Annotated in this window: 29 protein-coding genes; 18 read left to right on the plus strand and 11 right to left on the minus strand. The window is 57.2% G+C overall.

Features of this window, described 5'->3' with window-relative positions:
* Positions 1-16: 16 nt before the first annotated feature.
* The 6 genes from E4656_RS03140 to E4656_RS03165 all read left to right on the plus strand — a co-directional run bounded on the left by E4656_RS03140 (position 17) and on the right by E4656_RS03165 (position 4,207).
* Positions 17-517, plus strand: a complete 501-nt coding sequence (locus E4656_RS03140; RefSeq protein ID WP_135481099.1) for an arsinothricin resistance N-acetyltransferase ArsN1 family B — start codon at positions 17-19, stop codon at positions 515-517.
* A 222-nt stretch (positions 518-739) separates the two neighbouring features.
* Positions 740-1,354 carry a pyridoxamine 5'-phosphate oxidase family protein gene (locus tag E4656_RS03145; protein ID WP_135481101.1) on the plus strand — a complete coding sequence of 205 codons (615 nt, stop codon included), beginning with the start codon at positions 740-742 and terminating at the stop codon, positions 1,352-1,354.
* Between the two features lie 88 nt (positions 1,355-1,442).
* On the plus strand, positions 1,443-2,366 hold the full coding sequence (locus E4656_RS03150; RefSeq protein WP_135481103.1) for an AraC family transcriptional regulator: 924 nt from the start codon (positions 1,443-1,445) through the stop codon (positions 2,364-2,366).
* Between the two features lie 174 nt (positions 2,367-2,540).
* Positions 2,541-3,548, plus strand: a complete 1,008-nt coding sequence (locus E4656_RS03155) for a hypothetical protein (RefSeq protein ID WP_135481105.1) — start codon at positions 2,541-2,543, stop codon at positions 3,546-3,548.
* Positions 3,549-3,565: 17 nt separating this feature from the next.
* A complete protein-coding gene (locus E4656_RS20715; protein WP_420812676.1) occupies positions 3,566-3,814 on the plus strand; it encodes a GNAT family N-acetyltransferase in 249 nt (82 codons plus the stop codon).
* A 30-nt stretch (positions 3,815-3,844) separates the two neighbouring features.
* The gene (locus E4656_RS03165; protein ID WP_135481109.1) at positions 3,845-4,207 is read left to right on the plus strand and encodes a VOC family protein; all 363 of its coding nucleotides are present in this window, start codon (positions 3,845-3,847) and stop codon (positions 4,205-4,207) included.
* Positions 4,208-4,254: 47 nt separating this feature from the next.
* Here the strand turns inward: E4656_RS03165 and E4656_RS03170 are convergent, their stop codons facing one another.
* Positions 4,255-4,980 (minus strand): maleate cis-trans isomerase family protein, encoded by a 726-nt coding sequence (locus E4656_RS03170; protein ID WP_135481111.1) that lies wholly within the window; start codon positions 4,978-4,980, stop codon positions 4,255-4,257.
* A 16-nt stretch (positions 4,981-4,996) separates the two neighbouring features.
* On the minus strand, positions 4,997-5,371 hold the full coding sequence (locus E4656_RS03175) for a thiol-disulfide oxidoreductase DCC family protein (RefSeq protein WP_135481113.1): 375 nt from the start codon (positions 5,369-5,371) through the stop codon (positions 4,997-4,999).
* 275 nt (positions 5,372-5,646) lie between these two features.
* On the opposite strand from E4656_RS03175, the gene E4656_RS03180 reads away from it, so the two are divergent.
* From E4656_RS03180 to E4656_RS03195, 4 genes are all read left to right on the plus strand, one after another.
* Positions 5,647-7,470: a patatin-like phospholipase family protein gene (locus E4656_RS03180; RefSeq protein ID WP_205849079.1), complete on the plus strand. Its 1,824-nt coding sequence runs from the start codon at positions 5,647-5,649 to the stop codon at positions 7,468-7,470.
* Between the two features lie 22 nt (positions 7,471-7,492).
* Entirely contained in the window at positions 7,493-7,900 is a 408-nt protein-coding gene (locus E4656_RS03185) for a cupin domain-containing protein (RefSeq protein WP_135481117.1), read from the plus strand.
* A gap of 47 nt (positions 7,901-7,947) precedes the next feature.
* Positions 7,948-8,457, plus strand: a complete 510-nt coding sequence (locus E4656_RS03190; protein WP_135481118.1) for a GNAT family N-acetyltransferase — start codon at positions 7,948-7,950, stop codon at positions 8,455-8,457.
* 166 nt (positions 8,458-8,623) lie between these two features.
* The gene (locus E4656_RS03195) at positions 8,624-8,842 is read left to right on the plus strand and encodes a helix-hairpin-helix domain-containing protein (protein WP_135481120.1); all 219 of its coding nucleotides are present in this window, start codon (positions 8,624-8,626) and stop codon (positions 8,840-8,842) included.
* A gap of 15 nt (positions 8,843-8,857) precedes the next feature.
* Here E4656_RS03195 and E4656_RS03200 read toward each other — a convergent pair whose 3' ends face one another.
* The gene (locus E4656_RS03200; RefSeq protein WP_135481122.1) at positions 8,858-9,874 is read right to left on the minus strand and encodes an abortive infection protein; all 1,017 of its coding nucleotides are present in this window, start codon (positions 9,872-9,874) and stop codon (positions 8,858-8,860) included.
* A 109-nt stretch (positions 9,875-9,983) separates the two neighbouring features.
* On the opposite strand from E4656_RS03200, the gene E4656_RS03205 reads away from it, so the two are divergent.
* On the plus strand, positions 9,984-10,472 hold the full coding sequence (locus tag E4656_RS03205) for an AAA family ATPase (protein WP_135481124.1): 489 nt from the start codon (positions 9,984-9,986) through the stop codon (positions 10,470-10,472).
* A gap of 272 nt (positions 10,473-10,744) precedes the next feature.
* A complete protein-coding gene (locus tag E4656_RS03210) occupies positions 10,745-12,040 on the plus strand; it encodes a nitrate- and nitrite sensing domain-containing protein (RefSeq protein ID WP_135481126.1) in 1,296 nt (431 codons plus the stop codon).
* A 40-nt stretch (positions 12,041-12,080) separates the two neighbouring features.
* On the opposite strand, the gene E4656_RS03215 is transcribed toward E4656_RS03210, so the two are convergent.
* The 4 genes from E4656_RS03215 to E4656_RS20435 form a co-directional block, all read right to left on the minus strand.
* On the minus strand, positions 12,081-12,935 hold the full coding sequence (locus E4656_RS03215; protein ID WP_135481128.1) for an ABC transporter ATP-binding protein: 855 nt from the start codon (positions 12,933-12,935) through the stop codon (positions 12,081-12,083).
* A 56-nt stretch (positions 12,936-12,991) separates the two neighbouring features.
* Positions 12,992-13,861 carry a nitrate ABC transporter permease gene (gene ntrB, locus E4656_RS03220; protein WP_135481130.1) on the minus strand — a complete coding sequence of 290 codons (870 nt, stop codon included), beginning with the start codon at positions 13,859-13,861 and terminating at the stop codon, positions 12,992-12,994.
* 83 nt (positions 13,862-13,944) lie between these two features.
* Positions 13,945-15,249 carry a CmpA/NrtA family ABC transporter substrate-binding protein gene (locus tag E4656_RS03225; protein WP_205849080.1) on the minus strand — a complete coding sequence of 435 codons (1,305 nt, stop codon included), beginning with the start codon at positions 15,247-15,249 and terminating at the stop codon, positions 13,945-13,947.
* Positions 15,250-15,547: 298 nt separating this feature from the next.
* Positions 15,548-16,120 (minus strand): CGNR zinc finger domain-containing protein, encoded by a 573-nt coding sequence (locus tag E4656_RS20435; protein ID WP_135481133.1) that lies wholly within the window; start codon positions 16,118-16,120, stop codon positions 15,548-15,550.
* Between the two features lie 124 nt (positions 16,121-16,244).
* Between E4656_RS20435 and E4656_RS03235 the strand changes: the two genes are divergently transcribed.
* Positions 16,245-16,847 (plus strand): LysE family translocator, encoded by a 603-nt coding sequence (locus E4656_RS03235; RefSeq protein ID WP_240753886.1) that lies wholly within the window; start codon positions 16,245-16,247, stop codon positions 16,845-16,847.
* A gap of 55 nt (positions 16,848-16,902) precedes the next feature.
* On the opposite strand, the gene E4656_RS03240 is transcribed toward E4656_RS03235, so the two are convergent.
* Positions 16,903-17,685 (minus strand): SDR family oxidoreductase, encoded by a 783-nt coding sequence (locus E4656_RS03240; protein ID WP_135481137.1) that lies wholly within the window; start codon positions 17,683-17,685, stop codon positions 16,903-16,905.
* Between the two features lie 84 nt (positions 17,686-17,769).
* Here E4656_RS03240 and E4656_RS03245 point away from each other — a divergent pair, with 84 nt between their 5' ends.
* Together E4656_RS03245 and E4656_RS03250 are read left to right on the plus strand one after the other, a co-directional pair.
* Entirely contained in the window at positions 17,770-18,117 is a 348-nt protein-coding gene (locus E4656_RS03245; protein WP_135481138.1) for a MerR family transcriptional regulator, read from the plus strand.
* A 200-nt stretch (positions 18,118-18,317) separates the two neighbouring features.
* Complete coding sequence (locus E4656_RS03250; protein ID WP_135481140.1) at positions 18,318-18,836, plus strand: GFA family protein; 519 nt, start codon at positions 18,318-18,320, stop codon at positions 18,834-18,836.
* 159 nt (positions 18,837-18,995) lie between these two features.
* On the opposite strand, the gene E4656_RS03255 is transcribed toward E4656_RS03250, so the two are convergent.
* Both E4656_RS03255 and betC read right to left on the minus strand, forming a co-directional pair.
* A complete protein-coding gene (locus E4656_RS03255; RefSeq protein ID WP_135481141.1) occupies positions 18,996-19,940 on the minus strand; it encodes a choline ABC transporter substrate-binding protein in 945 nt (314 codons plus the stop codon).
* A gap of 43 nt (positions 19,941-19,983) precedes the next feature.
* Positions 19,984-21,507: a choline-sulfatase gene (gene betC, locus E4656_RS03260; protein ID WP_135481143.1), complete on the minus strand. Its 1,524-nt coding sequence runs from the start codon at positions 21,505-21,507 to the stop codon at positions 19,984-19,986.
* Between the two features lie 121 nt (positions 21,508-21,628).
* Here betC and E4656_RS03265 point away from each other — a divergent pair, with 121 nt between their 5' ends.
* Positions 21,629-22,555: a choline sulfate utilization transcriptional regulator gene (locus E4656_RS03265; RefSeq protein WP_135481145.1), complete on the plus strand. Its 927-nt coding sequence runs from the start codon at positions 21,629-21,631 to the stop codon at positions 22,553-22,555.
* A 63-nt stretch (positions 22,556-22,618) separates the two neighbouring features.
* A complete protein-coding gene (locus E4656_RS03270; RefSeq protein WP_135481147.1) occupies positions 22,619-23,104 on the plus strand; it encodes a VOC family protein in 486 nt (161 codons plus the stop codon).
* 333 nt (positions 23,105-23,437) lie between these two features.
* On the opposite strand, the gene E4656_RS03275 is transcribed toward E4656_RS03270, so the two are convergent.
* The gene (locus E4656_RS03275; protein WP_135481149.1) at positions 23,438-24,334 is read right to left on the minus strand and encodes a LysR family transcriptional regulator; all 897 of its coding nucleotides are present in this window, start codon (positions 24,332-24,334) and stop codon (positions 23,438-23,440) included.
* A gap of 155 nt (positions 24,335-24,489) precedes the next feature.
* Between E4656_RS03275 and E4656_RS03280 the strand changes: the two genes are divergently transcribed.
* Complete coding sequence (locus tag E4656_RS03280) at positions 24,490-25,848, plus strand: FAD-dependent oxidoreductase (RefSeq protein ID WP_338090005.1); 1,359 nt, start codon at positions 24,490-24,492, stop codon at positions 25,846-25,848.
* Positions 25,849-25,863: the final 15 nt, after the last annotated feature.

A 25,863-nucleotide genomic window follows, 5' to 3' on the forward strand; every position in this document is an offset into this window, starting at 1 on the left:
CCTTTGGTAGGCCTTCATGGAAGTATCGATCCGTCCCGTACGAGAAAGCGATGCCGCCGACATCGTCGGTATCTACAACCCTTACGTGTTGGGGACATGTGTCACCTTCGAGACTGAGCCCATCCATGCTACGGAGATGGCACTGCGAATTGCGGAAAACCTGGAATCCTCTTTGCCGTGGTTGGTAGCTGAAGCATCGGGCCGGATCGTTGGTTATGCTTATGCCTCGAAATGGAAAGGGCGTTGCGCATACCGCTACACGGTCGAGTCCACTGTGTACTTAGACCCAGCGTATACCGGCAAGGGTCTTGGCCTCAAGCTTTATGCTGCGCTCATTGACGCAATTCGTGCATGTTCCTTGCGTGCTGTAATCAGCGGGATTGCCCTACCTAATGCCTCTAGCGTGGCCCTTCACGAGCGCCTTGGCTTCAAGAAGGTCGCCCACTTTGAGCAGGTTGGCTACAAGCAAGACCGTTGGGTGGACGTAGGCTACTGGCAGCTACTGCTTGAGGCCTAACAATTAATGGACTTCCCTCAGTACCGTTGACTCATCCAGGCCTCACAATGAGGCGGCTTCAAGCGCCTCTGGGCCGACGGCCTCTGGAAGATTGTGGTGTCGCCTTCTGATGGAACCGGATGGCTATCGCAATCAACAGGGTCAGAATCATTGATTAATTTGCGAGCCGAACTAATAAGGCGATAAGATCCTCTCAGAAATCTTTGAAGGCTGGAAGAACCAATGGACTACATCACCACTCGCGAGCAGCTTAGAAGCGCCTTCGAGGCGACCCACGAAGTTGCAATCAGGAAAGTGCTACGATCAATGGATGAGCATTCCCGCCGCTTCATCGAGAAATCTCCTTTTCTGCTGATTGGGTCTCAGGATGCATCAGGTAACGGGGACGTGTCACCCAAAGGAGATTTTCCCGGCTTCGTCAAAATCCTGGATAGCAAGACTCTCGCCATTCCCGATCGACCAGGAAACAACCGGCTCGACACCTGGGAAAATATTATAGAGAACCCTGGCGTCGGCCTCATCTTCATGATTCCGGGCATGAATGAAACTCTTAGAATTAATGGTGAGGCACGTTTGACACTTGATGCGGATCTTTGCTCGAAGATGCAGGTCAATAATCGCCCTGCAAAAGCTGTTCTGATTGTCAAAGTGCGTGAGGTTTACATGCATTGCGCCAAGGCTTTCATCCGATCCAAATTGTGGTCTCCCGACACATGGGCACCTCGGTCTGATATGCCAACACTCGGCCAGATCTTGAAAGACCAGGCTGAACTGACTGGGACGGCCAATGAGTTCGACAATATTCTCGATGAGGCCTACCAAACTTCACTCTGGTAATTGCACGATACTCTCGGTAGTGCACAACGCCGTTGTGCCGACTGTTGCATCGGCGTAATGTTGAATGCCTAAGGAAAAGGGAGAAAACATGATCAAGGCCACGAGGCAGTTGGACGATCCTGCTCCGCTGATTGAACGATTCTGCCATCAGGACCAGTGCGCGACCCCAATCCCCGGGGTAACTCTGCTGCGCTCCTGCACACCGACCGAACCGCTACCCGCCGTCTACGAACCCATGCTGTGTCTGGTCGCTCAGGGCAGCAAACGCACCCTGCTCGGCGACACCGTATTCGAGTACGGCGCCGGCGACTACCTGATTGCCTCGGTCGACCTGCCCATCTCCGGTGAAATCCTCAACGCGAGCCCTGAGTCGCCCTACCTGGCCATGACTCTGGCACTGAACATCGACACGCTCACCGAGCTTTTGCTGGCCCTACCGACCCAGCCGGTCAGCAACCACTTGTCCATCGGCCTGTCCGTAAGCCAGCCGCCGCCAACACTGCTGGACGCTATTACCCGGTTGCTGCGCCTGCTGGAACGACCCGACGACATTCCCATACTCGCCCCACTCGTGGAGCGCGAAATTCTCTACCTTCTGCTGACTGGTGAGCATGGCGGAACGCTGCGCCAGATAGCCGCGGGCGAGGGCCATCTCTGCCGCATTAGCAAAGCCATCGCCTGGATTCGCGAGCACTACGCCGACTCGCTGCAAATCGAAACCCTGGCGGAGATAGCCAGCATGAGCACCTCGGCGTTCCACCGCCACTTCAAGGCCGTCACAGCCATGAGCCCGCTCCAATTTCAGAAGACCATTCGCTTGCAGGAAGCGCGACGATTGTTGCTCGCCAGACACGCGGATGCGGCCAGCGTTGGTTTCACCCTTGGCTACCAAAGCCCATCGCATTTCAGCCGGGAGTACGCGCGGATGTTCGGTGCTCCGCCCCGCAAGGATATTGCCGCCATCCGCCGTGCCGAAGCCGACCGGCACAACGGCATCACTGCACCTGTATAGTCAGCTTGTCGGTATGAGCGAGGTAACTTGGCCGATGCTTGCGGATTACCGCTGCAGTGTTACTCTGATATCCGCTATTCATTTTTCAAAACCGAGAAACCCGCAGGGGCCATCTGTCATGGCGCCCAGTTGCTGGCTGCCGCCATACCACGAGTCCATTGAAGCGGGGCACGAATGAAGCGACTCACCAGCTCTCGCAGCACAACCCAGGCGCTCTGTCTCGTGGTTTTGTGCGCCGTTGGCTCTGAACTGCTGGCCGCATATGCCGACAGTACCGGGGATGTTCCCGCTCTCCTGTTTGCGGTGGTTTTCTTCGGAGCGCTTTACGGCGCTCCGGCGCTGCTGGCGCGCGAGGTCGTCCGACGCGCTGGATGGGGTTGGCCATCGCTGCTGTTACTCGCACTGGCGTTGGGAATCGCTCAAGCTTGTCTGATAGATCAGTCACTCTTCAGCGAGAACTATTATGGATACGAAGGCTGGGCCGAATCTCGCCAGGCCGCATACATTCCCGTGTTCTCTATCAGCGCGGGTCAGGCGTACAATTTTATCATTGGTCACGTGATTTTCAGCTTCGGTGCGCCGATTGCTCTAGCGGAAGCGTGGCGGCCTGATCGTGCTCGGAGGTCCTGGCTCGGACCCGTCGGCATAGCAGTTGCTGTCGTCGCATACATTGGCGCTGCTTTGCTTATCGCGTCCGATCCGGAATCGCAAAGCGCATCCACGTCACAGTTCATAACTTCTGCTGTTTTAGTCATCGTTTGCATTGCAGCAGCCTGGTATGTGGGGAGAGCCGCGGGACGAGCGAAAGCATCAACACTACCAGATCAGGCGTCAATCAAGCCGTTTCCGATCTTCGCAATGACATTCGTACCCGCGCTCTTGCTGGCAAGTGATGTCTTCGGGGAAAGTTGGAGTGGGTTCGTTTTCAATACTGCCATCACCGCTCTCGTTGGTGCGTTCGTCTGGTGGAGAGCAAGGCGACAGGATTGGAGTGTCCACCATACGGCCGCCGTGGCCTTGGCGTTTCTCATTTGCAGAGGCATGCTGGCGTTCACCTACTTTCCGCTAGCCGGAGAGGTGGAGCCGATTGCCAAGTATACTCACAACATTGTGATGCTGGTTGTCGCTGTCGCCGGTTGGTTTGCTCTGCGGCCCTCTTGGGGAAACCACTCGAAGAGCTGATCAGCCTGCCAGCCCGGGTGTCCGAAATCTGGGCACTCATCCGAGCCAGTTCTGCAACTGGCGTGGTCACCGATTTTGTTGTGGCTGAGTCTCATCGGGGCACCGGCGTTGCGTCCGAACTTATGCGGCAGGCGGAGGATTTCTGCCAGTCGCTTGGGCTCTCCACCGTCAAGTTGTCAGTGCTGCACGCAAAATCGGTAGCGCGAGGCTTCTATGAAAAGAGCGGCTATCTGCCTTATGAAGCGGTGTATCGAAAGGTCCTTTAGCAACCAGGAAAAACGAGAGAGGGACAGATCATGGAGAAAGTTACCGGAATTGGCGGCCTGTTTTTCAAGGCCGAGAACCCTGCAGAATTAAGCAGGTGGTATCAGGACAACCTGGGGGTATTCATGCCTCCTGCAAGTTATGATCAGGAACCCTGGCGGCAAGAGGCAGGGCCAACGATCTTTGCGCCCATGAGTTCAGGCTCCAGTCATTTCAAGGTGGGCGCTCAGTTATCTGTCAATTTCAGGGTGGCCGATCTGGACAGAATGTGCACTCAGCTTACGGATGCTGGAATATCAGTCACTGTGGATCCTGAAGTGTACCCAAACGGCAGATTTGCCTCACTGGAAGATCCCGAAGGGAACCAAATACAATTGTGGGAATCGGGGCCTTAGGCGAGGGCAGGCATGGACGGGTAGATACAGCGCCGCGACTTATGCCGTCAATAACCCTGAAACAAACGCCCCAAACCACTTTGTGGGGTCAGCGCGTTGGCAAGGCGCAGGGTCTGCCAGACCGTGACCTGATTGGCAGTCAGTACCGGTTTTCCCAGCATGGCCTCCAGTTGATCCAGCACCGCCACGGTGTGCAGCGCGGTGTCGGGCACGACGATGGCTTCGGCATCGGGGTGGTCACTGGCGGCGACAAACGCCAGCACACGCTCTTTTTCCAGAGTCCCGACTTCTGCGGCGGTAATAATATTCTGCTCTGTAATGGCCACCACCTGTATGCCCGAGGCTCCCAGGAAGTCGGCAAACTTCTCGGCCACGTCCCTGGGGTAGGTGGCTGCAATCGCAACCTGATGAATGTTCAGAGCCTGCAGCGCATCCGCAAAGGCCAGACTGGTGCTGGACGATGGTACCCCGACCGCTTCTTCTATGGCGGCGGCCTGCTCTTTGGCACCGGCTGAGCCGAACACAAAGCTGCCACTGGTACAGGCCCAGATGATGGCAGAGACGCCAGCAGCGGCCAGTTGCCGGGCGCCGGGCAGCAAGCACTCTGGCTGGCCCAGCGCCAGCAATGCATCTACCCGGTGGGCGTCCTCATGAACCGGTGTGTGGACCACGACTGCCTCTGCCTGTGGCTGCAGTAAATGGCACAGCCGTGGCAGGTCGTCGACAGCCGACTGCCCGGGGTAAAGAAACCCCAGCTTCAGAGGCGTGTGCATGTTCCTGTCTCCTGTGTCAGCGCCAACGCCCTTCCTTTATCAACCGACGTTTCACCCAGCTCCGGTATGCCCATGACAGTATTCCTTTCAACACTGGCAGGCTTATTAGCCAGGCTATGGGTTTGAGCCAGGTTATCCGTGAGAACAGCAAAATATAGGCGTCCAGTTCGCGGTGAATGACGTCTTGTTCGTCCTTGACGTGGAGCTCTTTCAGGGCGGCGTCGGGCTCGATGCCCTGGCTCTTGAGCTCGGCCTCGCGGCCGGTGATGTCCCGCCACTCCACCTGGTCGGCGTCTGCACCAGCCATTTGTTCATAGCGGCGACGGTCACGAACACATATGGGGCAGGCGCCGTCGTAGTAGACTCTGAGCTTGTGCTTGTCTGCTGACATGGTGTATCTCCGGTACCATTGTGCCTCCAATGTTAGCATCCTTCTAGTCTGCCCCCGCCTTTACAAACCAACTGCATTGACTGGTTTTATGCGCTATATTCTGACCTGAATCAGACGACTGTTGTCGTATCTTGGCTCCGCCAATAACAAGAATACAGGGAGATAGAACGTTGTTAGAGTCCTCCGGCGGAAGCCACACACAGCATGACACCCACCTGATCAAACATTTGCGTACTTTTCTTGGTGACCTTGAACCGGCGGCCATAGAGTTGCTGGTGGCGAAATTGACCTGGGTCGAAGTGGCCGCTGGCGAAACACTGATGGTGCAGGGTGATCCGGGCGACGCCATGTACATGGCAGTCAGTGGGCGACTGCGCGTCTATGTGGCCGGCGAAAACGGCAAGCTCATGGCAGTGCAGGAGCTGGGCCGTGGTCAGGTCATTGGCGAGATGAGCCTGTTCACCGGAGAGCCACGCTCGGCCACCGTAGTGGCCATTCGTGACTCGGTACTGGTGCGCCTGGACAAGGAACATTTCGAGGAGCTCCTGAGCAGCAGCAATCAGGTGTCCCTGGCGCTGACCCGGCAAATTATCCAGCGCTTGCGGGCTCAGAACCAGACCAACCCCATGCCGACTCCGGTCACTATTGCCGTGCTGCCGGTGACGCCAGACGTGGTGCCGCGTCGTTTTGCGGATGATCTGGCCAGGCATTTGGGCGCCAAGGGCAGTGTTGCCGTGGTCGATGCTGACGTCCTCGACATGGCTCTCGGCGCACCAGGCTCAGCCAATGGCGACAACAGCAATACGGATCTGAATCATCGCATTTCGATGTATCTGGATCTGCTCGAAGCCGAGCATGATTTTGTGCTGCTGGTGGGTGATGCTACCCCCAGTGAATGGACTCATCGCTGCGCCCGGCACAGTGACGAAATGCTGCTGCTGGCAGATACACGTCACCCACCCGTTTTGCACCCTATTGAAACAGATTGTCTGGACCAGTTGCCCGAGCATCTGGAGGCCGCAGAAATCCTGGTGTTGGTGCACCCAGAGGGTACTCATAGCCCGCGTGGTACACAGGAGTGGCTGGCGCGCCGGCCAGTGACAGATCATGTGCATGTTCGCTCGGGGCTGGACCGCGATATGGCGCGCCTGGCCCGTATTGAAAGCCGCACGGCAGTCGGCCTGGTGCTGGCCGGTGGGGGTGCGCGCGGTTTTTCTCACCTGGGTGTTTTTCGTGCTCTGCAGGAGCGGGGCATTGAAGTCGATTTTGTCGGTGGTACCAGCATTGGGGCCATCATGGCGTCCCTGCTGGCCCCTGATCAACCGCTGGAACGCGTGATGGATATCGGGCGCCGGGCATTTCATCAGAATCCCACGGGTGATTACAACTGGCTGCCAATGATGTCACTGATCAGTGGCCGCCGTCTCAAGCGGATCATTGAACAGGCGTTGCACGAACTGCATGGCTTTGCACCGAACATTGAAGACAACTGGAAGAATTATTACTGCGTGACGACCAATTATTCCCGGGCGCGCGAACAAGTCCTGCGCCACGGCTCCATGGCCAAGGCCCTCCTCGCCACTACGGCGATACCCGGTGCACTGCCACCCATGGTGATGGGCGGTGACCTGGTCTGTGATGGCGGGACCTTCAACAACTTCCCGGTGGACGTCATGCGGCAACAACGCGGTGTCGGCAGGGTGATTGGGGTGGATCTGAATTCACGCAAGTCGCACCTGCTTGAGTTTGAAGAGGTGCCGCCTACGGCAACCTTGCTGCGTGATCGTTTTCGCGCCCGGACAAAGCGGCATTATCGATTGCCCAGTATGGTGTCGTATTTGATGAACGTGACCATTCTTTACAGCTCCTCCCGCCAGCGTCATGCACAGGAGCAGACCGACCTGTATTTCAACCCGCCACTGAACCGGGTAGGCCTGTTGCAATGGCGCCGTTTTGATGAAATTGTTCAGTTGGGGTATGAACATGCAGTGGCGGTGCTGGATGGTGCCGAAACCAACGAAGAGGAACAGCCGGGCGGGCAGAAGGCGACACCAGCACAGCCCGAGTTTACGAAGAACGCCTGGCAGAGCGCGACCTGATCAGGCAGAGAGAAGCGGTGAAATGATGTCGGAAAAAGATATTCTCAGCACCTATCTGCATTTCCGCGATGATGCGCGCGCCGACGAGATTGCTGTGTCCGAGTCGTTCTGGGAAGAACTGGGGGCAGGGCAGGCGCCTCATCTGGATCAGGGCCGGCTCATGACGGCTTTTACCTTCTCCGAGCTGTGGTCCATGTGGGAGCGTCATCCTGCTGGTGAAGAGCTGGTCATGCTTCTGTCGGGCGCGGTCACTCTTGTGCTCGAGGTGGCGGGGCAGGAGCAAACGGTCGAGCTGACCAGGCCTGGCTCTTACGTTCTGGTGCCGAAGAATGTGTGGCACACGGCCAGGACTTCGGAACCGGCCACTGTGCTGTTTCTTACGCCAGGTGCCGGCACAGAGCACCGTCCGGTTGGCACCGGTTCCGTATGAGCTTTATCATGTGCTGGCACTAGCCCACTGTAGCAAGAGGTCGAGCATTGGATATCCAGATTCGCAGCGAGAGCCCTGCCGACATCGAACAGATTCACGGAGTCACTGAGCAGGCTTTTGCGAATGCCCCGCATTCTGATCATACGGAGCAGCACATTGTTGATGCACTCCGGCGTTCGGAAGCATTGACGATCTCCCAGGTCGCCGAGGTGGACGGAGAGGTCATTGGACATGTCGCCATTTCTCCGGTCAGCATTTCCAGTGGCGCAATCGGTTGGTTTGGGCTTGGGCCCATTTCTGTGCTGCCTGAGTTTCAGGGGCAGGGTGCGGGGTCAAGGCTGATGAAAAGCGCGTTGGCAGAACTTGCAGCAATGGGAGCTGCGGGTTGTGTCGTGCTCGGCGACCCCGGCTACTATGGTCGCTTCGGGTTCAGGGTTGTCGATGGTCTGGTCTTCCCCGATGTGCCCGCAGAGTATTTTCAGGCAGTATCCTTTGGTGGCAGCTTTCCGCAGGGTGACGTGGCTTACCATAAGGCGTTTTTTTCGACACAGGGCTAACTTGCTCCGTACTTCTAATTGACCAGTGCTGTGGGTGGTGGGGCAGAGCCGTGTGTCGAGTTATGGGATTCCCGTTCGACCAGTTGAGAGTAACGCTGTTGTCGACCTCGTTGTCGCTGACTGACTCTGACTGACTCTGACTGCGAACCGATTGGAGAGACATGCCATGGCCGCAACACCCGATGTACGCCCGGTAGGGGATCTGCCCAACGAGATTGGAAAAACTGCCGCCCGAGAACTTTCCCTTAATGGCATCACCAGCCTCCAGCAGGTAGCTGCCCACTCCAGGAAGGAGTTGTTGGCTATCCATGGTGTTGGACCCAAGGCGGTCGATATTCTGGGCAAGGCGCTGGTTGCCAAGGGCCTCGATTACAAAGGCTCTTAGGTGATCGGCTCTGGCCTATGTCGGTGGGTCGGATTGGTACCGTTTGGCGAGCATCGAGAAGGCTGCTTTGGGGGCCCACTGCTCTGAAGCATGTTCGCTCGCTGGTTGGGTCACCTTGACGATGCCGAAGCTGGCCATGTCAGCATCGGTGAGCGGATCACTGGTGTGTGGCAGCATCGGTTCGCTGAATGCGAACGCAAATGCGCCTGCGGCCCCGGCCGACTCGAAGGCGTCCAGAGATGCGGCGAGATAGTCGGCCTGAACCTGTTCGTCTCGGACGGTGCCGGCGCGAATGCTGGGCGGGTTGCTGCGGTAGTCGAGTACTTCAAAACCGTTCGGCCCCAGATCTGCTGCTCCCTGGTAGGCGCAGCAGCCGAATTCGGTGATCACCACCGGCTTGCCACGACCGACGCGCTGACGAATCTGCTCAGCATAGACGTCTCGGTTGTAGGCAGCCAGGTAGGTGTCCAGGCCAATGTAGTCGAACATCGTCCAGTCGACGGTTTCCCAGTCCCCGGCCCCATAGGTGAGAGGGCCACCAAAGTGAGCCCGGGCGGTTTCGGTGAGCTTGCGCAGCAGGCTATTCAGCTTGCGGTCCCAATACGGTTTGAGCCATAGCATTTTCGGCAGCAGCAGACCCCGACGGTAGAATGATCCCCCGGGTACCATCCCCTTGCTGGAAAGCGTCAGTTCACAACCCACGTTCAGGCAGATCTGATGACCGCGCAGCCGCAGGGTTTCGGCTGCGCCAGCCAACTGCTGTAGATTGGCTGCCACCTCCCGGCCGGAGGCCTCAAAGCGCCTTGGCTGGAGCCAGGCAGATAGTCCCAGTGAGGCTGCAATCTCACCCGCCTCGATCAGGCGTTGATTGTCCGAGGCCATGATGCCAACCGCATTGCAGCCGAGTTGCTCGCGGATCGCAATAAAGTCTCGACGGACGTCATCAAGGCGCCAACAGGGTCTGGAGTGGAAGTCACGGGAGTACCGGACTCCAGCGTCGTAGTTGATGCCACGGATGCGCAGGTTGGTCATACTTGCCTCTCTTGAGAAGGCTGTCATCTGATTTATTATTGACTGACATTGATGGATTTGTCCAGCTGGTTTAATTTTAGACCGGTTGGTCTGTTTTTCGGGGCGAAACATGGGCGTCAAAAACTACTTGATCGAAGGCATTTCCGGCTCCGGCAAGACATCGGTTGCCGAAGAGCTGCAGCGGCGCGGCTATCAGGCTATCCATGGCGACCGGGTTCTGGCTTATCAGGGCGACCCGAGAACAGGTAAGCCCCTGAGCGGTTTTGCCCACGAGCATCATATCTGGGACGTCGACAAGACAAGAGCTATGGCGGCCGACCAGAATCATGCTCTGTCATTCTTTTGTGGTGGCTCCAGAAATTTCGACCGTTTTATCGATTTGTTCGATGAAGTGTTCGTCCTTGAGGTCGACCTGGCTACATTGAACCAGCGCCTTGACGCTCGCCCGGAAGACGAGTGGGGCGGACGAGCTCAAGAACGAGAGTTCATTGTTCGGCTACAGGCAACAGGAGAGGATGTGCCCGGGAACGCAATCACGATCGACGCCACCAGGCCTCTGCCTTGTGTTGTTGACGACATTCTTGGATATATCAGATGACAGATGGTCATTGAAAACGACAAAAGTACCGGGCGTCAGCCATGAAGCCAGGCAGATAGTCCAAGTGATGCTATGGGCCTAGCATTGAGCTGTTGCGCCTTTCTGGTGCACTCGGCCTTATGGTGAAGACAGGTGTTCCATCGTTCTGGCCGCAATGATGGGTGTTGGAGCCTTCGCTATTTCCATTTTCAGAGTGGTGCAGAATTTGCAGTATACGTCCTGATAGCCAAGACCTGCTGTAACGGAAGTCTTCTCTTCTCTGGAAACGTGTAATGCCAACGACTTCGTCAACTCACAGCAATGATGATGTCACCGAATACCTGATGGCTGCATTGCGTTGTGATCTGCTCAGTCTGGAGCAGTTGCACACCATGGGCCAACTCATTGCGCATATCAGTGAGCTGGTGCACTGTCTGCAATATGAACGTGGCGCCTCGAACCTCTATGTGGGCTCGCAGGGCGAGCGCTGCAAGACTCGCCTCCCCATCCTGGTGAAGGCCGCACAGCACGCCGAAGCGGATACCCGGGAATTTCTGGGTCAGCTCGATTTGCGCAGCCATGGCATGTCCGGTGCCAGTCGGCTTCTGAGCCGAATCGCACTTGCCTTGCACGGGCTGGATGAACTGCAGCAGGTACGCTCCGATATCGTCTCTCTGAGAACGGCTCCAGCATCGATCATTGAAGGCTTTTCTTCGCTGATCCAGAGCTTGCTGGCCATAGTCTTTGAAGCCGCAGATACCGCCACCCATGACGACTTGTCGAATCGGATTATTGCCCTGTTTCATCTCATGCAGGGCAAGGAGCTGTGTGGGCAGGAGCGGGCGCTTGGGTCGGCAGGCCTTGCCATGGGGCGGCTGGATGAGAGCTTTACCGAGCAGCTACAGTTCCTGATCGACAACCAGGAGCGTTGTTTCACTATCGTGGAAGAATTTTCCGATGCACAGGCCCGAGCTCAGTGGACAGAGTGCATGGCGCAAGATCAGACGGCTGCTCTGGAGCGGTTGCGGCGCATCGCGTTCACGTCTGCTATCAATGGAGAGGCCGATCGTGACCTCAGTGACACCTGGTTTGCTGTGACGTCCGAGCGTATAGCAGCCTTGCGCCTGCTGGAGCAGGGCATGGAGGAGCGATTGCAGGCGGAATGTGAAGCACGGATCGCCGAAGCACAGAAGCGACTGGATGACCATGAAGTCGATTTGGCTCGAGCGGCCGGACGCAGATCAGTCGCATTCTTCTTTGTGCCTGAAGCGTCAAAGCACCACGAGTTGAGGACTGTGGATATAGGTTGTGTTGGCCAGCAGATTGGTCGCTCGCTGTTTGAGCTGCTGCAGGATCAGTCTCTCCGTCTGCAACAGATGGCGGAAGAACTTGAAGAAGCCAAAATAGCCTTGAACGAGCGGAAGCTGATTGAAAAGGCCAAGGGGGTGATCATGTCCTACCGTGGCTTGAGTGAACCGGACGCGCACCGTTTTCTGCGGCAGGTTGCCATGTCGCAGAATCGGCGTCTGGGAGAGGTGGCGAGAGAAACCCTGGCCATGGCTGAGGTTTTTCCCCCGCCCAAGGACTAGCACTCATTCAGGCACTCCCCTGGAGGTGTGCCCGAGGGCTCTAGCCCACACTCACCCTCTGGTCGGCCTCTGATTGCTTGTTCTCGCTGGCCTCCGGCGTCAGCGGAGCTACTTTTTGTTGTTTTTCATGCAGGAATCGCAGCACGGCCCGGCGGTATTCGTTGTACAGCGGATCGCTGGCAAGCTCAATGCGGTTGCGTGGCCGGTCCAGGTTGATCTCCAGCACTTCGCCAATGGTGGCCCTGGGCCCGTTGGTCATCATGACAATGCGGTCCGAAAGCAATACGGCTTCATCAACATCGTGAGTGATCATCAGCACGGTGTTGTTGAGATCAGCCTGGATGCGCATGACTTCTTCCTGAAGATGCGCCCGAGTCAGGGCGTCGAGAGCGCCGAAGGGCTCGTCGAGCAGCAAGAGTTTGGGCTGCATGGCAAGTGCGCGGGCAATGCCTACGCGCTGCTTCATGCCACCGGATATCTCGGCGGGCAGTCTCGTCAGCGCATGTGACATGCCCACCATATCAAGGTTGTGCAAAATCCAGTCCTTGCGTTCCTGCGCACTTTTACTGGCGCCGAATACCTTGTTGACGGCCAGCGCCACATTTTCGTAGACGCTAAGCCAGGGCAACAGGGAGTGGTTCTGGAACACCAGGGCGCGGTCAGGCCCCGGAGCGTTGACTTCTTTTCCGTCCAGAATCACATAGCCGCTGGTGGCAGTGGTCAAGCCGGAGACAGCGTTCAGCAAAGTGGATTTGCCGCACCCGGAATGGCCGATAATGGAAATATACTCGCCGCGTTTGACCGTCAGGTTAATCGAGTCCAGCACGTGCGTAGCGGTTTTCTTGCTGTGAAAGATTTTATTGACGTTGTCGATAATCAAGTAGCGATCACTCATGATGACTCTCCTGAAATTCCTTGGTTGGGGACTTGCAGCCCATGTATTCCACGCGTCTAGGCACTGGTGCCGCGCGTCACACGTCGGCCGATAAACCCAACCACCTGGTCGAGAAAGTAGCCCACGAGGCCAACGTAAATCAGTGCCAGTACAATGTCGCTGAGCATGGAGGCGTTCCAGGCATCCCAGATGAAGAACCCAATACCAACTCCGCCAATCAGCATTTCCGCTGCAACGATGGCCAGCCAGGACAACCCAATGCCAATGCGCAGGCCGGAGAAAATATAGGGCGCCGCTGAAGGCAGCATGATGCGGGTGAAGTTCTCGTAGGGGTTCAGACGCAGCACCCTGGCCACATTCTGGTAGTCATCCGGAATGTTTCGAATACCGACTGAGGTGTTGATGATGATGGGCCAGATCGCGGTAATGAAAATCACGAAGATGGCCGACGGGTTGCTGGACTGGAACGCGGCCAGGGAGATGGGCAGCCAGGCCAGTGGTGGCACGGTGCGCAAAACCTGGAAAATGGGGTCCAGGCCGCGCATCGCCCAGGTGGACTTGCCAATCAGGACCCCCAGCGAAACCCCGACTACAACCGCCATTGAATAACCGTAAGCAACACGCTCCAGGCTGGCCAGCACCTGCCAGCCCATGCCGACATCGTTGCCACCGTAGTTGTAGAATGGCAGGACTATCAACTCCCAGGTCTCTTGAACGACCTGAGATGGCGCCGGGAGCATGGCGCCCGGCATGGAGCACAAGATTTCCCACAGGCCCATCAGGCCGGTGAGCACGACCACAGGCGGTAGCAGATGAGCAAGAAGCCATTGGCCCAGAGCGGCCAGTTGGTCTTTGTGGAACGCTGCAGAAGGCTGGCGTAGCGCCGCCATGATACCTGTTTTCGGGTTGGATGATTCAGCCGTCATGGTGAGTCTCCCTTTGTAGGTGGGCCTGCCAGGGCTGCTGAGCAGGCGCCGATGAATGGTGTCAGTGGTGAAATTTCACCGACTTACGACATGCGTTTTATCTCGAGGCTGTCGAGATAGGCCTGAGGGTCTTCTGGATCAAAGACTTTGCCGTCGAAAAAGGTCTCTATGCCTCTGGAAGTTGAATCGGGAATGTCTGCGCTGGCGACTCCGAGTTCGGCAGCCGCTTCGCGCCAGATGTCTTCCCGGTTGACTCTGTCGATCAGTGCCTGGTTGTCAAAATCCTGAGGCAGATAACCCCAACGTTGGTTCTCGATGAGAAACCAGAGGTCGTGGCTGCGGAAGGGGTAGGAGGCATGGTCGTTCCAGTAGCGCATCTGGTCCGGGTGGTTTTCTACCACGCGGCCCGTGCCGTAATCGAAGTTCCCCTGCATCCGGTCAATGATGTCGGCATAGGGCGCGTGAATCCAGCGCCGGCGCGAGCAGATTTGTGCAACTTCTTCCTTGTTTTCGGGCTGCTCGCAATATATCTGTGCTTCCATGACGGCCATCAGAATAGCCCTCGTGGCGTTCGGGTTGGCTTCGATGTAATCGTTGCGCAGACACAGCGCCTTCTCGGGGTGGTTGTGCCACAGCTCACCAGTGGTATTGGCGGTGTAGCCGATGCCCTGATTGATCAACTGGTGGTTCCAGGGTTCACAAACGCAGAAGGTGTCCATACTGCCGACGCGCATGTTGGCAACCATTTGTGCGGGTGGTACCACAATGGTGGCAATGTCGGAGTTCGGGTTGATGCCGCCAGCCGCCATCCAATAGCGGATCCACAAATCATGCGTGCCACCGGGGAATGTCATGGCGGCTCGCACTTCGTCGCCGCCGGCACGCTTGGCAGCGAGCGCTTCGGCAAATTGTGAGGTGTCGGTGCCCACCTCCAGATCCAGGTACTCATTGCCCACTGAAATGCATTGGCCTGCCAAATTGAGGCGGGCGATGATGCTGACGTCGACCTGGTCACTCATGGCACCGGAGGACATAAGGTATGGCATGGGGGTCAGTATATGGCCGCCGTCGATTCCGCCCCGGCGCGAGCCCAATACCAGGTTGTCTCGTGTAGCGCCCCAGGAAGATTGCTTCAGGACCTCAACGTCAGGCATGCCATGAGCGGCAAAAAATCCCTTTTCCAGTGCAACAAATAGCGGCGCAGCATCCGTCAGGGCGATGAAGCCGAGTCTTGCTGTTGTCGTTTCCGGGCTGCCGTTGGTGCTGGCCATGGATAGACTGCCCAGGCCTGGCAACAGGCCGCCAATTGCAGTGCCTGCCGCTGCTGCGCTCAGGCCTTTGACGACGTCGCGGCGAGTTATTCCTTGCTGTTTGTCGGTGTGTTTCACTTTCTTGCTCCCAAAAAAAACGCCCATGTGTGATCTGCAATCGTTGCAGTCACAACAGGGGCGTCATTACCAATTTGAGGACACAACCACCGCCATTAGCGCTTGTGCCATTCGCAACCAAGCTGAAGCAGATTGCATGCCAACCCGGGAATGTTGGGATGGTGGCTGTTTTATACCGAGACATCGCTGAAATTCGCACCTTGCGAGTGCAAACTCAGGGTTTTGCTCACCAAAAATGCGCACAAGAAGGCATGCTGCGGTAGCACAGTTGATTGCAGCGCTACATGACTGGGACCCGTCAGCCGCGCGTACGCTTGTAATGAGATCGCGCTTTTTCCCTGTTGCCGCACGTTTCCATAGAGCACCATTTGCGCGCTCCGTTGCGGCTCTGATCCACAAAAAGCCAGCCGCACTTGTGGCCCGGGCATCTCTTTACTCGATGGATGTCAGGCGAGGTCAGAAGGTCGAGGGCTGAGAAGAGCACGGGTAGCTGCAGGTCCCGGCAGAGGTCATCGCTGTGCTGGTATACCAGGGCGCCATCCGCAACCGTTATCGGGTTCGTTCCCTGGCTCGTGGCGAAGGCCGAATTCAAAAAATTTGCATCACCCTGATTCAAGCCCTGGCCTGTCATTACCTTCAGGAACAGGGCACGCAGATCCTGGCGAAAGGCGCTGATGCGCTGAAGAGCCGTGGTCGCATCAGCGTGCTGCACAGGCTTGAAGTGCAGTCCGGCGCGACGGCTCCATGCACTCAGGTCGGCGAGCGTTTCGACATGGTCTGCGACAAGGGTTTCATCCTGCCAATCCGCCGTGTTCAGAAAATCCAGGCAGAGCCTGCCACCGACCAGTTGATGGTTTTGTGTAACAGTCATGGTTTTATTCTAACCGCTATGGTGGTTGACATATAGAGAGGGCTGCGAATAATCTGTCTAACCATCAATAAGGTTAGATTGGGTGCAAATGTTCGATTACACACTAATCCACTGGATGACATTCATGTCGGCGGCAGTGCTTCTCAATATTTCGCCGGGTCCGGACATGGCGTTCATTCTGGGCCAGACATTGAGAAGCGGGCGCAAACATGGATTTGCCGCCATGTTCGGTATATGGACCGGTGCCGCGTTGCACGTAATCATGGCTATTGCGGGCCTGTCCGCCATCCTTGCAACCTCTGCCCTGGCATTTGCTGTTGTGAAGTGGCTGGGAGCCGCTTACCTGATTTATCTGGGTATCCAGATGCTGCGGTCGCGTGGAGAATCTTTTCTGCCGAGTGAGCATGGAGAAAGCGCCAGGAGTACAAGGTCGGTTTACTGGCAAGGCGTCCTCGTATGCGCGCTCAACCCGAAAGTCGCTGTGTTTTTTCTGGCGTTCCTGCCGCAGTTCGTGGTGGCAGGGGCGGGCCCGGCCAGTGCCCAGTTGCTTCTGCATGGTGTCTTGATCATTGCGGTTGCCGCCTGTATTGAGCCGCCGCTCATCCTGGCCGGGTCGAGGCTGGGTACTTACCTGCGCCGGCGACCTCGAGTGGGTCTGTGGATGGACCGGGGGCTGGGCGCACTGTTTGTGGGGCTTGGGGTGCGGTTGGCGGCGAGCACAAGGTAGCAGCATGGGCGGCGCTATGGTTGCTCTGCCGCTCATGCTGCAAGATCAGGTGGCGTTAACCGAGCAGCATGCCGCCATCAATCACCACTGCTTGACCCGTCATATAGTCGGCATCGGCAGATGCCAGGAAAGACACCATCCCCGCGACGTCTTGAGGTCTCTGGACCCGTCCCAGAGGAATCTCTGACATGCCCGCTTTGAACGCATCCCCCCGCTCGAGACCCTCCAGGCTTGTTATCTGCTCGTCCAGAGCATCCCACATTGCGGTGTCTACCAGGCCTGGAGAATAGGCGTTAACCGTTATGCCATGTCGGGCCCATTCCAGAGCTGCTGCTTGGGTTAGAGACCGTATCGCAAACTTCGAGGCCGAGTAATGACCAACCAGAGCAGAGCTCTGGTGCGCGGCGACCGAAGCGGCGCCGATGATTTTTCCGCCTTTACCTTGCCGAATCATTTGCCTGGCGGCCGCCTGGTAGCACAGCAGTGTACCCCGAGCATTGACAGCCATGACCTGGTCCCATTCATCAACAGACAGCTCAAGTAACGGTGAGGCAGTGACTACACCAGCGTTGGCTACCATTACGTCGACGCGTCCGAATCGATCAACGGCCGAGGATACCATGCTGTCAACACTTGCTGGGTAGCGTACATCGGCAGGTGCTACATGTGGTGGCTCGCTATCCTGAAAGAGTGTATCGGCTAAAGCATTGAGTGCTTGCCGTTGTCCTTCGGTGTCGCTAATGACGATATGAAATCCATCGTCCGCCAGCCGACGCGCTATTTCTTGCCCAATGCCGCCTGCTGCGCCCGTTACGATTGCTACTTTCCGCTTGCTCATGATTACCTCTGGTTTTTGCTCATCCAAGGAATGTGCTAGCGTAAACCCTCACACCGATGTCAGTGTCAACAGGGAAATTCCCGGATGAATATTGGAGCGTTTTCACGTCGTACCGGCGTCAGCATTCGGCTTCTGCGTTACTACGAGGAGAAGGGGTTGTTAACCCCCTCGCGGCAACCGAACGGCTACCGCGTTTATCGTGAGGGTGATATCAACGTGGTCAGGCAGATTCGGTCGCTTCTGGCTGCCGGCTTGTCCACGGAGGTAATAGCGGAGTTGTTGCCCTGCGTTTGTGAAGAGAAAGAAAAAGTCGTGCTGTGCGCAGAGATGGCTGAGGACCTGCGGGTAGAGCGTGTGCGCATTGAGCGGCAGATCGAGACGCTTATGGCCTCACGGGATTTGCTGGATGAAGTAATCGCTGCGGCCAGGTAGCGGGTCATAGAGCGATATTCCTTCAGAAATACTCCGGCGGGCGGTGGCGCGCGGTGAGGTGGATGCCATTTTTCTGCCTTTGATTCGGCACCAGCGTTAGCCGATCAGTTGCCGCTCACTGGCACAAGGATGCTCTTGCACCGGCAATGCTCATGTCTCACGAGACCGGCCATTGGCGTCATGTTTGCGGAGAAAGGTTTATGACAAGCATTTTCCCAATTGAAGGCGGTTGCGATTGCGGAGCTGTTCGCTACCGTATGCTTACAGAGCCACTGGTCGTTCACTGCTGCCATTGCCGCTGGTGCCAGCGGGAAACGGGTGCGTCGTTCGGGCTCAACGCAATGATTGAATCCGATCGCGTGGTCAATCTTGGCGCAGAGCCAGAGCTGGTTCAGACGCCATCGAATAGCGGCCTTGGCCAGCGCATAGCGCGCTGCTCCATATGCAAGGTCGCCGTCTGGAGCCATTATGCAGGCAGCGGGCATCTCACGAAGTTTGTCCGGGTGGGCACTCTTGACGATCCGGATGCGCTCCCGCCGGACGTCCATATCTTCACGGCGTCAAAACAGCCCTGGGTGACGCTGCCCTCCAATGCCCGAAGTTACAGCGAGTTCTATGATCGCAAGGATGTCTGGCGCCAGGACAGCATTGACAGGTTCGAGGCATTGCGGCTACAAATTGCCGCTTATCAAGCGTCTTTGAAAGGCCCGCAGGCCTGACCTGTATTGGTGCTCTCCCCGGCTGCAATCGAAGAGAAGTTCAGATGAATTGCTACAAGCCCGGGCCAGGTAACACACTTTGATACCAGGGTGTAAGAAACGAGGCCGGAATATCCGGCCTTTTTTGTTGAAGGTGAGCTGTTTCAGCACACTGCGTCGCTAATCGTCAGCGAGGTAGGCCTGAACCGCCGGCAGTCCATCCTCTCCGTCAACCGTTGTAACGCCGTCGAGCCAATCGGTCAGAGCATCCGGGTTGTTGGCCAGCCATTGGTGAGCGGCTTCATCCGCTTCCAGGCCTTCGTTGAGAATGTCGCCCATCAACTGGCTTTCCATATCCAGCGTGAATTCCAGATTGTTCAGGAGCTGAGTGACATTGGGGCATTCATCGGCATAGCCGTTGCGGGTCAGCGTGTAGACGGTGGCGCCGCCATAGTCGGGCCCGAAATAGTCATCACCCCCGGACAGATAGGACAGTTCAAAGCGCAGGTTCATGGGGTGTGGTTCCCAGCCCAGGAAAACGATAAATTCGTCGCGACGTACCGCTCGATTGACCTGGCTCAACATGCCCTGTTCGCTGGAATCGATCAGTTCCCAGCCCTCGAGCCCGAAGTCGCCGGCATCGATCATCGACTGGATCAGTTCATTGGCCGGGGCCCCGGGTTCGATGCCGTAGATGCGGTGGTTGAATTCGTCAGCATGGTCGGCCAGGTCAGCAAAGCTCTCAACGCCGGCCTCGCGCACGTGTTCAGGCACCGCCAGGGTGAACTTGGCGCCTTCGAGGTTGGCGCGCAGGCGCTCATAGCCATCGGCATATTCATCGGCAAAGCTCTGCTGGGCCGGCATCCAGTTACCGAGAAATACATCAATCTCGTTGCTTGACAGTGACTGGAACCCAATCGGAACGGACAGCAGGCTGACGTGAGTGGAATACCCGAGCCCCTCCAGCAGTTGGCCGGCGACGGCATTGGTGACGCCAATGTCTGTCCAGCCCGGGTCCGAGAACCTGACTGTCTGACAGGTGCTTTCTGTGGCCTGTGCGGTGAGGCCCAACGGGACACAGGCCACCAGAAGGGCCCCTGCCGTTTTCGGCTGTAGCAGTCGCATGTTGTTTCCCTCTCTTTCTTCTATGGTTGTCGTGACGGTCAGATCAGCCTGACACTCTCGGGAAGCGCGCCCGCGCTTCCAGTTCCCCCAAATCCAGCGTGTTGCGCATGTACTGTGTACTGGCGTCTGTCATGGGCTGGTGATCCCAGGACGTCACATGGCCGAGAGCATTTGCCTCTGCGACCAGGCGACGCCGGCGCTGGCTGTCCAGAACCTCGGCATGCAGCTGTTCGAAGTCCCAGCGTTCAGCCAGTTCCTGCCGGAATGCGGTCATGCGCTCGGCTGCATCCGGGTGCTGCGCCAGGTTTTGCACTTCGTGCTGGTCCTGTGCCAGGTTGAACAACTGGTCTGCATCGCCGGGGCAGTGCACAAACTTGTAGTCGCCGCGACGAATCATCACCACCGGGGCCTGGGTGCCTTCGCCCATGTATTCGCCGATCACCTCGTCGTGGCCTTGTTCACCCTGCAGATGGGGCATCAGGCTGCGGCCCTCCAGTGGGGTGGCGTATTGATTCGAGCCATCGTTGCTTACCAGATCAACGAAGGTCGGCAGCAGGTCCATGGTGGACACATTCTCTTTTACCCGACGTGGCTTGAAACGATCTGGCGCATGGACGATCAGCGGCACACGGGCGGCGCGTTCGAACCAGCTCATCTTGTACCAGAGGCCGCGTTCGCCGAGCATGTCGCCGTGATCGCCGGAGAACACGGTGATGGTGTTTTCGTCCAGGCCGGTTTCTTTCAGGGTGCGCAGCAGGCGGCCGACCTGATCGTCCACATAGCTGATGGCGCCATAGTAGGCGCGGCGGGCATTGCGGATCTGCTCATCGGACAGCTCCGTGATGTCAGCCTGGTAAAGCGCGCGCAGCCGGGCCGAATGAGCATCCTGCTCGACGTCGTCCCAGGTCAGCCGGGGGTCGTCGATGTCTTCGGGCCGGTAGCGGTCCCAGTATTCTTTCGGGATGGCGTAGGGATCATGCGGATGCGTCATGGATACGGTGAGGCAGAAGGGTTTATCGCTTGCTGTGCGCGCCTGGTCGTACAGATAGCGCTGCGCATGGAAGATGACTTCGTCGTCATAATCCAGTTGATTGGTACGCACACAGGGGCCAGCCTGAGTGACAGACGACATGTCGTGATACCAGGTGGGGCGTTCTGAGGGGTCATCCCAGTTCACCGCCCAGCCAAAATCCGCCGGATAGATATCGGTCGTGAGCCGGGTTTCAAAACCGTGCAACTGATCAGGGCCGCAAAAGTGCATCTTGCCGGACAGCGCGGTGCTGTAACCGAAGCGGCGCAGGTAGTGCGCAAAGGTCGGTGTGTCGGCGCGCAGTTCGGCGGCATTGTCAAAAGCCCCGATCATTGAGGGCAGGCGCCCGGTCATCAGCACGAAGCGGGACGGGCCACACAGGGGGCTGTTGCAGTAGGCAGAATCGAACACAACACCCTGATCGGCCAGTGTTTGCAGGTTCGGGGCCTGGACCACCTGGCCGCCATGGAAGGGCAACACAGGTGCAGCTATCTGGTCGGCCATAATGAACAGGATGTTGGGGTGGGTCTCGGGCACTGCAGGCACTCCTTTCGATAGCTGGGTTGTGATTAAAAAAATTGATGGTTGCAGCCATGGTGATCCTGCAGCAGAAGCCTGTAAACTGAGCTGTAACTAATGAATGCCATAAGTAATACTAATGTCAGTTTCATCTGCGTTACCGCCCCTGCACCGGCTTGTGGCCTTTGAAGCCGCTGCGCGCCTGGGGTCATTCACGGCTGCCGCGCAGGAACTGGGCAGTACCCAGTCTGCGGTCAGCCAGCATATCAAGCATCTGGAGGCGGACCTTGGGTCGACCTTGTTCCACCGCATGCATCGCGGCGTCGTGCTCACCCGCACGGGCTCTCGGGTGTATCAGTGGACGGAGGAAGGGCTGAAAACGCTGAGCACAGGTTACCGGGAAGCCAAGAAGCCGGGCCGACACGAGTCCATTACTCTGTCGACGGACTATGCGCTGGGCACCTACTGGCTGCTGCCCCGGCTGCGCAATTTCCGACAACGCCACCCGGACCTGGACGTGCGTCTGGTCACCGCCCAGCATTCGGTCAGCCCCGATGAAGGGGATGTGGATATCGGGCTGGCCTTTGGCGATGGCCACCGGATGCACGAACCCACACAGCTGCTGTTTCCCGAGGCGGTAGTGCCCGTGTGCAGCCCCGGCCTGTTGGCGCAGTACCCGGACATGGGGCACTGGAAGGACCTGCCTTTGTTGGAGCTGGAAGACGAGGAGGGCAACCATTGGTTCGACTGGCCCGACCTGTTTGCTGCACTCGGCCTGCAGGAGGCCAGCAAGGAGCCCGAACTGATATTCAACAACTATACTTTGCTGTTGCAGGCGGCGTTGTCGGGGCAGGGCGTGGCCATTGGCTGGTCGCCGTTCGTTGAGCCCCTGTTGGAGACCGGCGCCCTGGTTGCGTTGACGGATACCGCCATGCGTTCGAACCAGGGGTATCAGATCGTGTTTCCGTCAAACCGGGAACTGGAGCCGATAGTACTGGAGTTCATTGACTGGCTGATTGAGGAAGGCCGTCAGACTCGTGAGGAGCGGGCATTGCAGAGCAACTGATGTCGATTTGCTGTTTCACTGTCCGACTATCAAGTGTTGCTGCGCAATCAATCAGGAGGGCATATGTCACACAGTGCGAAGAACACGATCTGCCTTTGGTATGAAGATGCGGCCGAAGAGGCTGCACGATTTTACGCCGACACATTCCCGGCATCGTCTGTCGGTGCAGTGTACCGTGCACCCGGGGATAACCCTTCGGGAAAAGAAGGGGATGTATTGACTGTCGAGTTCACCGTGCTGGGCGTTGCCTGTCTCGGTCTCAACGGCGGCCCCGCCTTCAAGCACAGCGAAGCGTTTTCGTTTCAGGTGGCGACCGAAGACCAATACGAAACGGACCTCTACTGGAATGCGATCGTTGGCAACGGTGGTCAGGAAAGCCAGTGCGGGTGGTGCAAGGACAAATGGGGCATCTCCTGGCAGTTTACCCCGGTTGCCCTCTCGAAAGCTCTTGCCAGCCCTGATCAAGTAGCTGCGAAGCGAGCATTTGATGCAATGATGACGATGAGAAAAATCGATATCGCTGCCATCGAGAAGGCGTTTCGTGGTTAACGGATAGGTTGAAATGCCGGGAGTGCATTGGCGATGAATCAAATGGGGAATTCGGTCTGATGGCTATCTGGTCGTAGGTCGTTGAGCTGGCGCTGAAGTTTCCGGGCATTGAGGAATCCACCTCTTATGGCGAACCTTCCCTGAAGGTCCGCAAGGCGCTTGTTGCACGCTGGCGCACGTCAGATGACAGCATTGTCCTGATGGACGTGGATCGGTTCGAACGCGACCAGATTCTGGCGAACGAACCGGAGGTCTGCTTTCTGGAACCCCATTATCAGGGTTATGACATAGTACTGGCACGATTGCCTGTCGCTGATCAGGTAACAGCAGGAGTTACCGGTCCCAGGGTGGCAGTGGTTGGCATGCGTCTTTCAGCCATTTGATGGCTGCGAGGACCGCAGGGTTATTGCTTCTGGTTTTAGGTACCAAAGCCTTCACCCACATGTTGGGCGGTGGGTAGTCCTCCAGAATGGTGACCAGAGTTCCAGACTCGATGCTGGCGCGAGCAATGTGCTGTGCCACTATGGCCACCCCCAAATCCTGCTCCACGGCGTTGATCAAAACCTGACTGTCATTGACTCCGATGCTTGATCGCACATCGATATCAATGACACCTGCGTCGCTCTCAAAGGCCCAGTGTGTGCCGGTGGCCATAAAAGTGAGACAGGAATGTTCCAGCAGATCGCGAGGGTGCTCCGGGTAACCGGCTTTGGCCAGATAGCCGGGTGAAGCGACCGTAACCCGCCGCATTGGACACAAGGGTACGTCAACTACATTGGCATAAGACGATGGCAGGGCGCCTATTGCGATATCAAATCCTTCTTCCACCGGGTTCACCGAACGGTCCATCAAGACCAGGTCAAGGCGTACACCAGGGTGTGTCACCTGAAATCCGGTGAGAATGGTACCAAAGTGCTGAACGGTCAGCGTAGTGGGGCATTTTATACGCAGACGTTCTTCCAGCCGTGACTGGCTGGCCGCCAGGTCCTCAAAGGCTTCCTGCATCTCTGCATGCGCTGCCAGCAGTCGCGGGTAAAATCTTTCACCCGCCTCGGTTAGCGAGAGCTGGCGCGTAGTGCGCACAAACAGCTTTGTTTTGAGCCGGTGCTCCAGTTGTCCTATGCGTTTGCTTACCACGGACGGCACCGTATTCAGGCCGCGGGCGGCAGCAGAAAAACTGCCACTCTTTACGACAAACAAAAATGTCGCAACGTTTTCCAGCGTATCCATAACGCCTCCGTTGACCGGGATGCCAATCAGTATAGTTCGCGAAGTGCGAAAGCTGCTAGCTCAAAACGGCTGTTTTTCGAGAGGACTCTGTTGGCTATGGTCGATTCAAGTTAACAAGAAAGTTGAGCATTTGGGAAACCAAGCCAAGCCTAAACATGAGGGGTTCAAACATGGCAGAGCATATAACTACAAGTACGCGAGTAGTCCGCAATACCAACAAACAGGCGTATCGTCCGCTAAAAGCAGACGTTTGTGTTGTTGGTGCTGGTATTGCGGGTATGTCCGCGGCCTTGCAGGCGTCCAAACTCGGACGGAGTGTCATTCTGGTGGATAGCCAGCCGGCCCTGGGTGGCCAGGCGGTGAATTCCATCATCGCCACTTTTTGCGGAATGTTCTCCAATGGCACCCATGGTTATCAATTCACTTACGGCATAGCCGATGACATTCTGAACGCCCTGAGTCGCCAGGAAAAAGCGTTGCACTACCGTCACGGGCCGAGCACCACAGTCGTGTATTACGATGAGGTAGCTCTGGGTCGTTGGGTCGAGGAGAGTGTAATGGCGGCCAATATCACCCCCGTGCTCGGCGCCATGCTGCTCAATGTTCATGTGAAAGGGACGCGCATCGAGAGTATTGACCTGATGACTCGGTACGGCGGTGTCCGGGTGGAGGCGGACAGCTTCATTGATGCCAGTGGAGACGCAGCCTTGTTGTGGCAAGCCGGCTTTGCCTGTCGCGAGCCGGAGACGCAGAAAGTGTTTGGCACTCAGATGGTGGTGCTGGAGAACATCAACGAGGACGCCCAGCCAAACCGGAAGGAAATCGGTGCCCGCATGAAAGAGCGCGGTGAACAATACGGTTTGCTGCGTCAGGAAGGCCTGGGGTTCAACATCCCGGGCAGTGGCATTGCGGCCATGAACATGACTCACATAGAGACCCCTCTGGATCCCATCGAGGCCTCGGCCAAGGCGCTGATTGGCAAGGATCAGGCTGCCCGCGCCGTGGATTTCCTCAAACAGGAGTTCCCTGACTGTTTCGGTCAATCCCGTATCCGTTCCTTCGGTCTGCCGGGCATACGTCAAACGCGTTGGATCGTCGGTCGCCATCACCTCACGGTGGAAGAGTTGCGTGCCGGAAAGAAATTCGATGATGCGATCGGTCGCACCGCCTGGCCCATCGAGTTGCATGACCACAGCGATGGTCATCACTGGATCGTCTTTGATGAAGACCATGTGCATTACATCCCACTGGGCAGCCTGGTTCCTGCAGAGTGCACCAATGCCGTGGCGGCGGGCCGCTGCATTGATGCCGACTCGGCTGCGTTGTCCAGTGTCAGGGTGATGGGCCCCTGCATCGCCATGGGGATGGCTGCAGCTCATGCCGTCGATCTGGCCAACGGCGGCAGTGTACATGAGATCGACATGGCCCAGATGCGCGAGCGCACTCGGGACAACGTTGAGAAAAAGACATATCGCTGGGACGAAAAGGAATTAGCGTCTGTTGTCACGGTTTAGTCTGATTGATGGCTG

The sequence above is a fragment of the Natronospirillum operosum genome, assembly GCF_004768465.1.
In the GTDB taxonomy this organism is placed as follows: domain Bacteria; phylum Pseudomonadota; class Gammaproteobacteria; order Pseudomonadales; family Natronospirillaceae; genus Natronospirillum; species Natronospirillum operosum.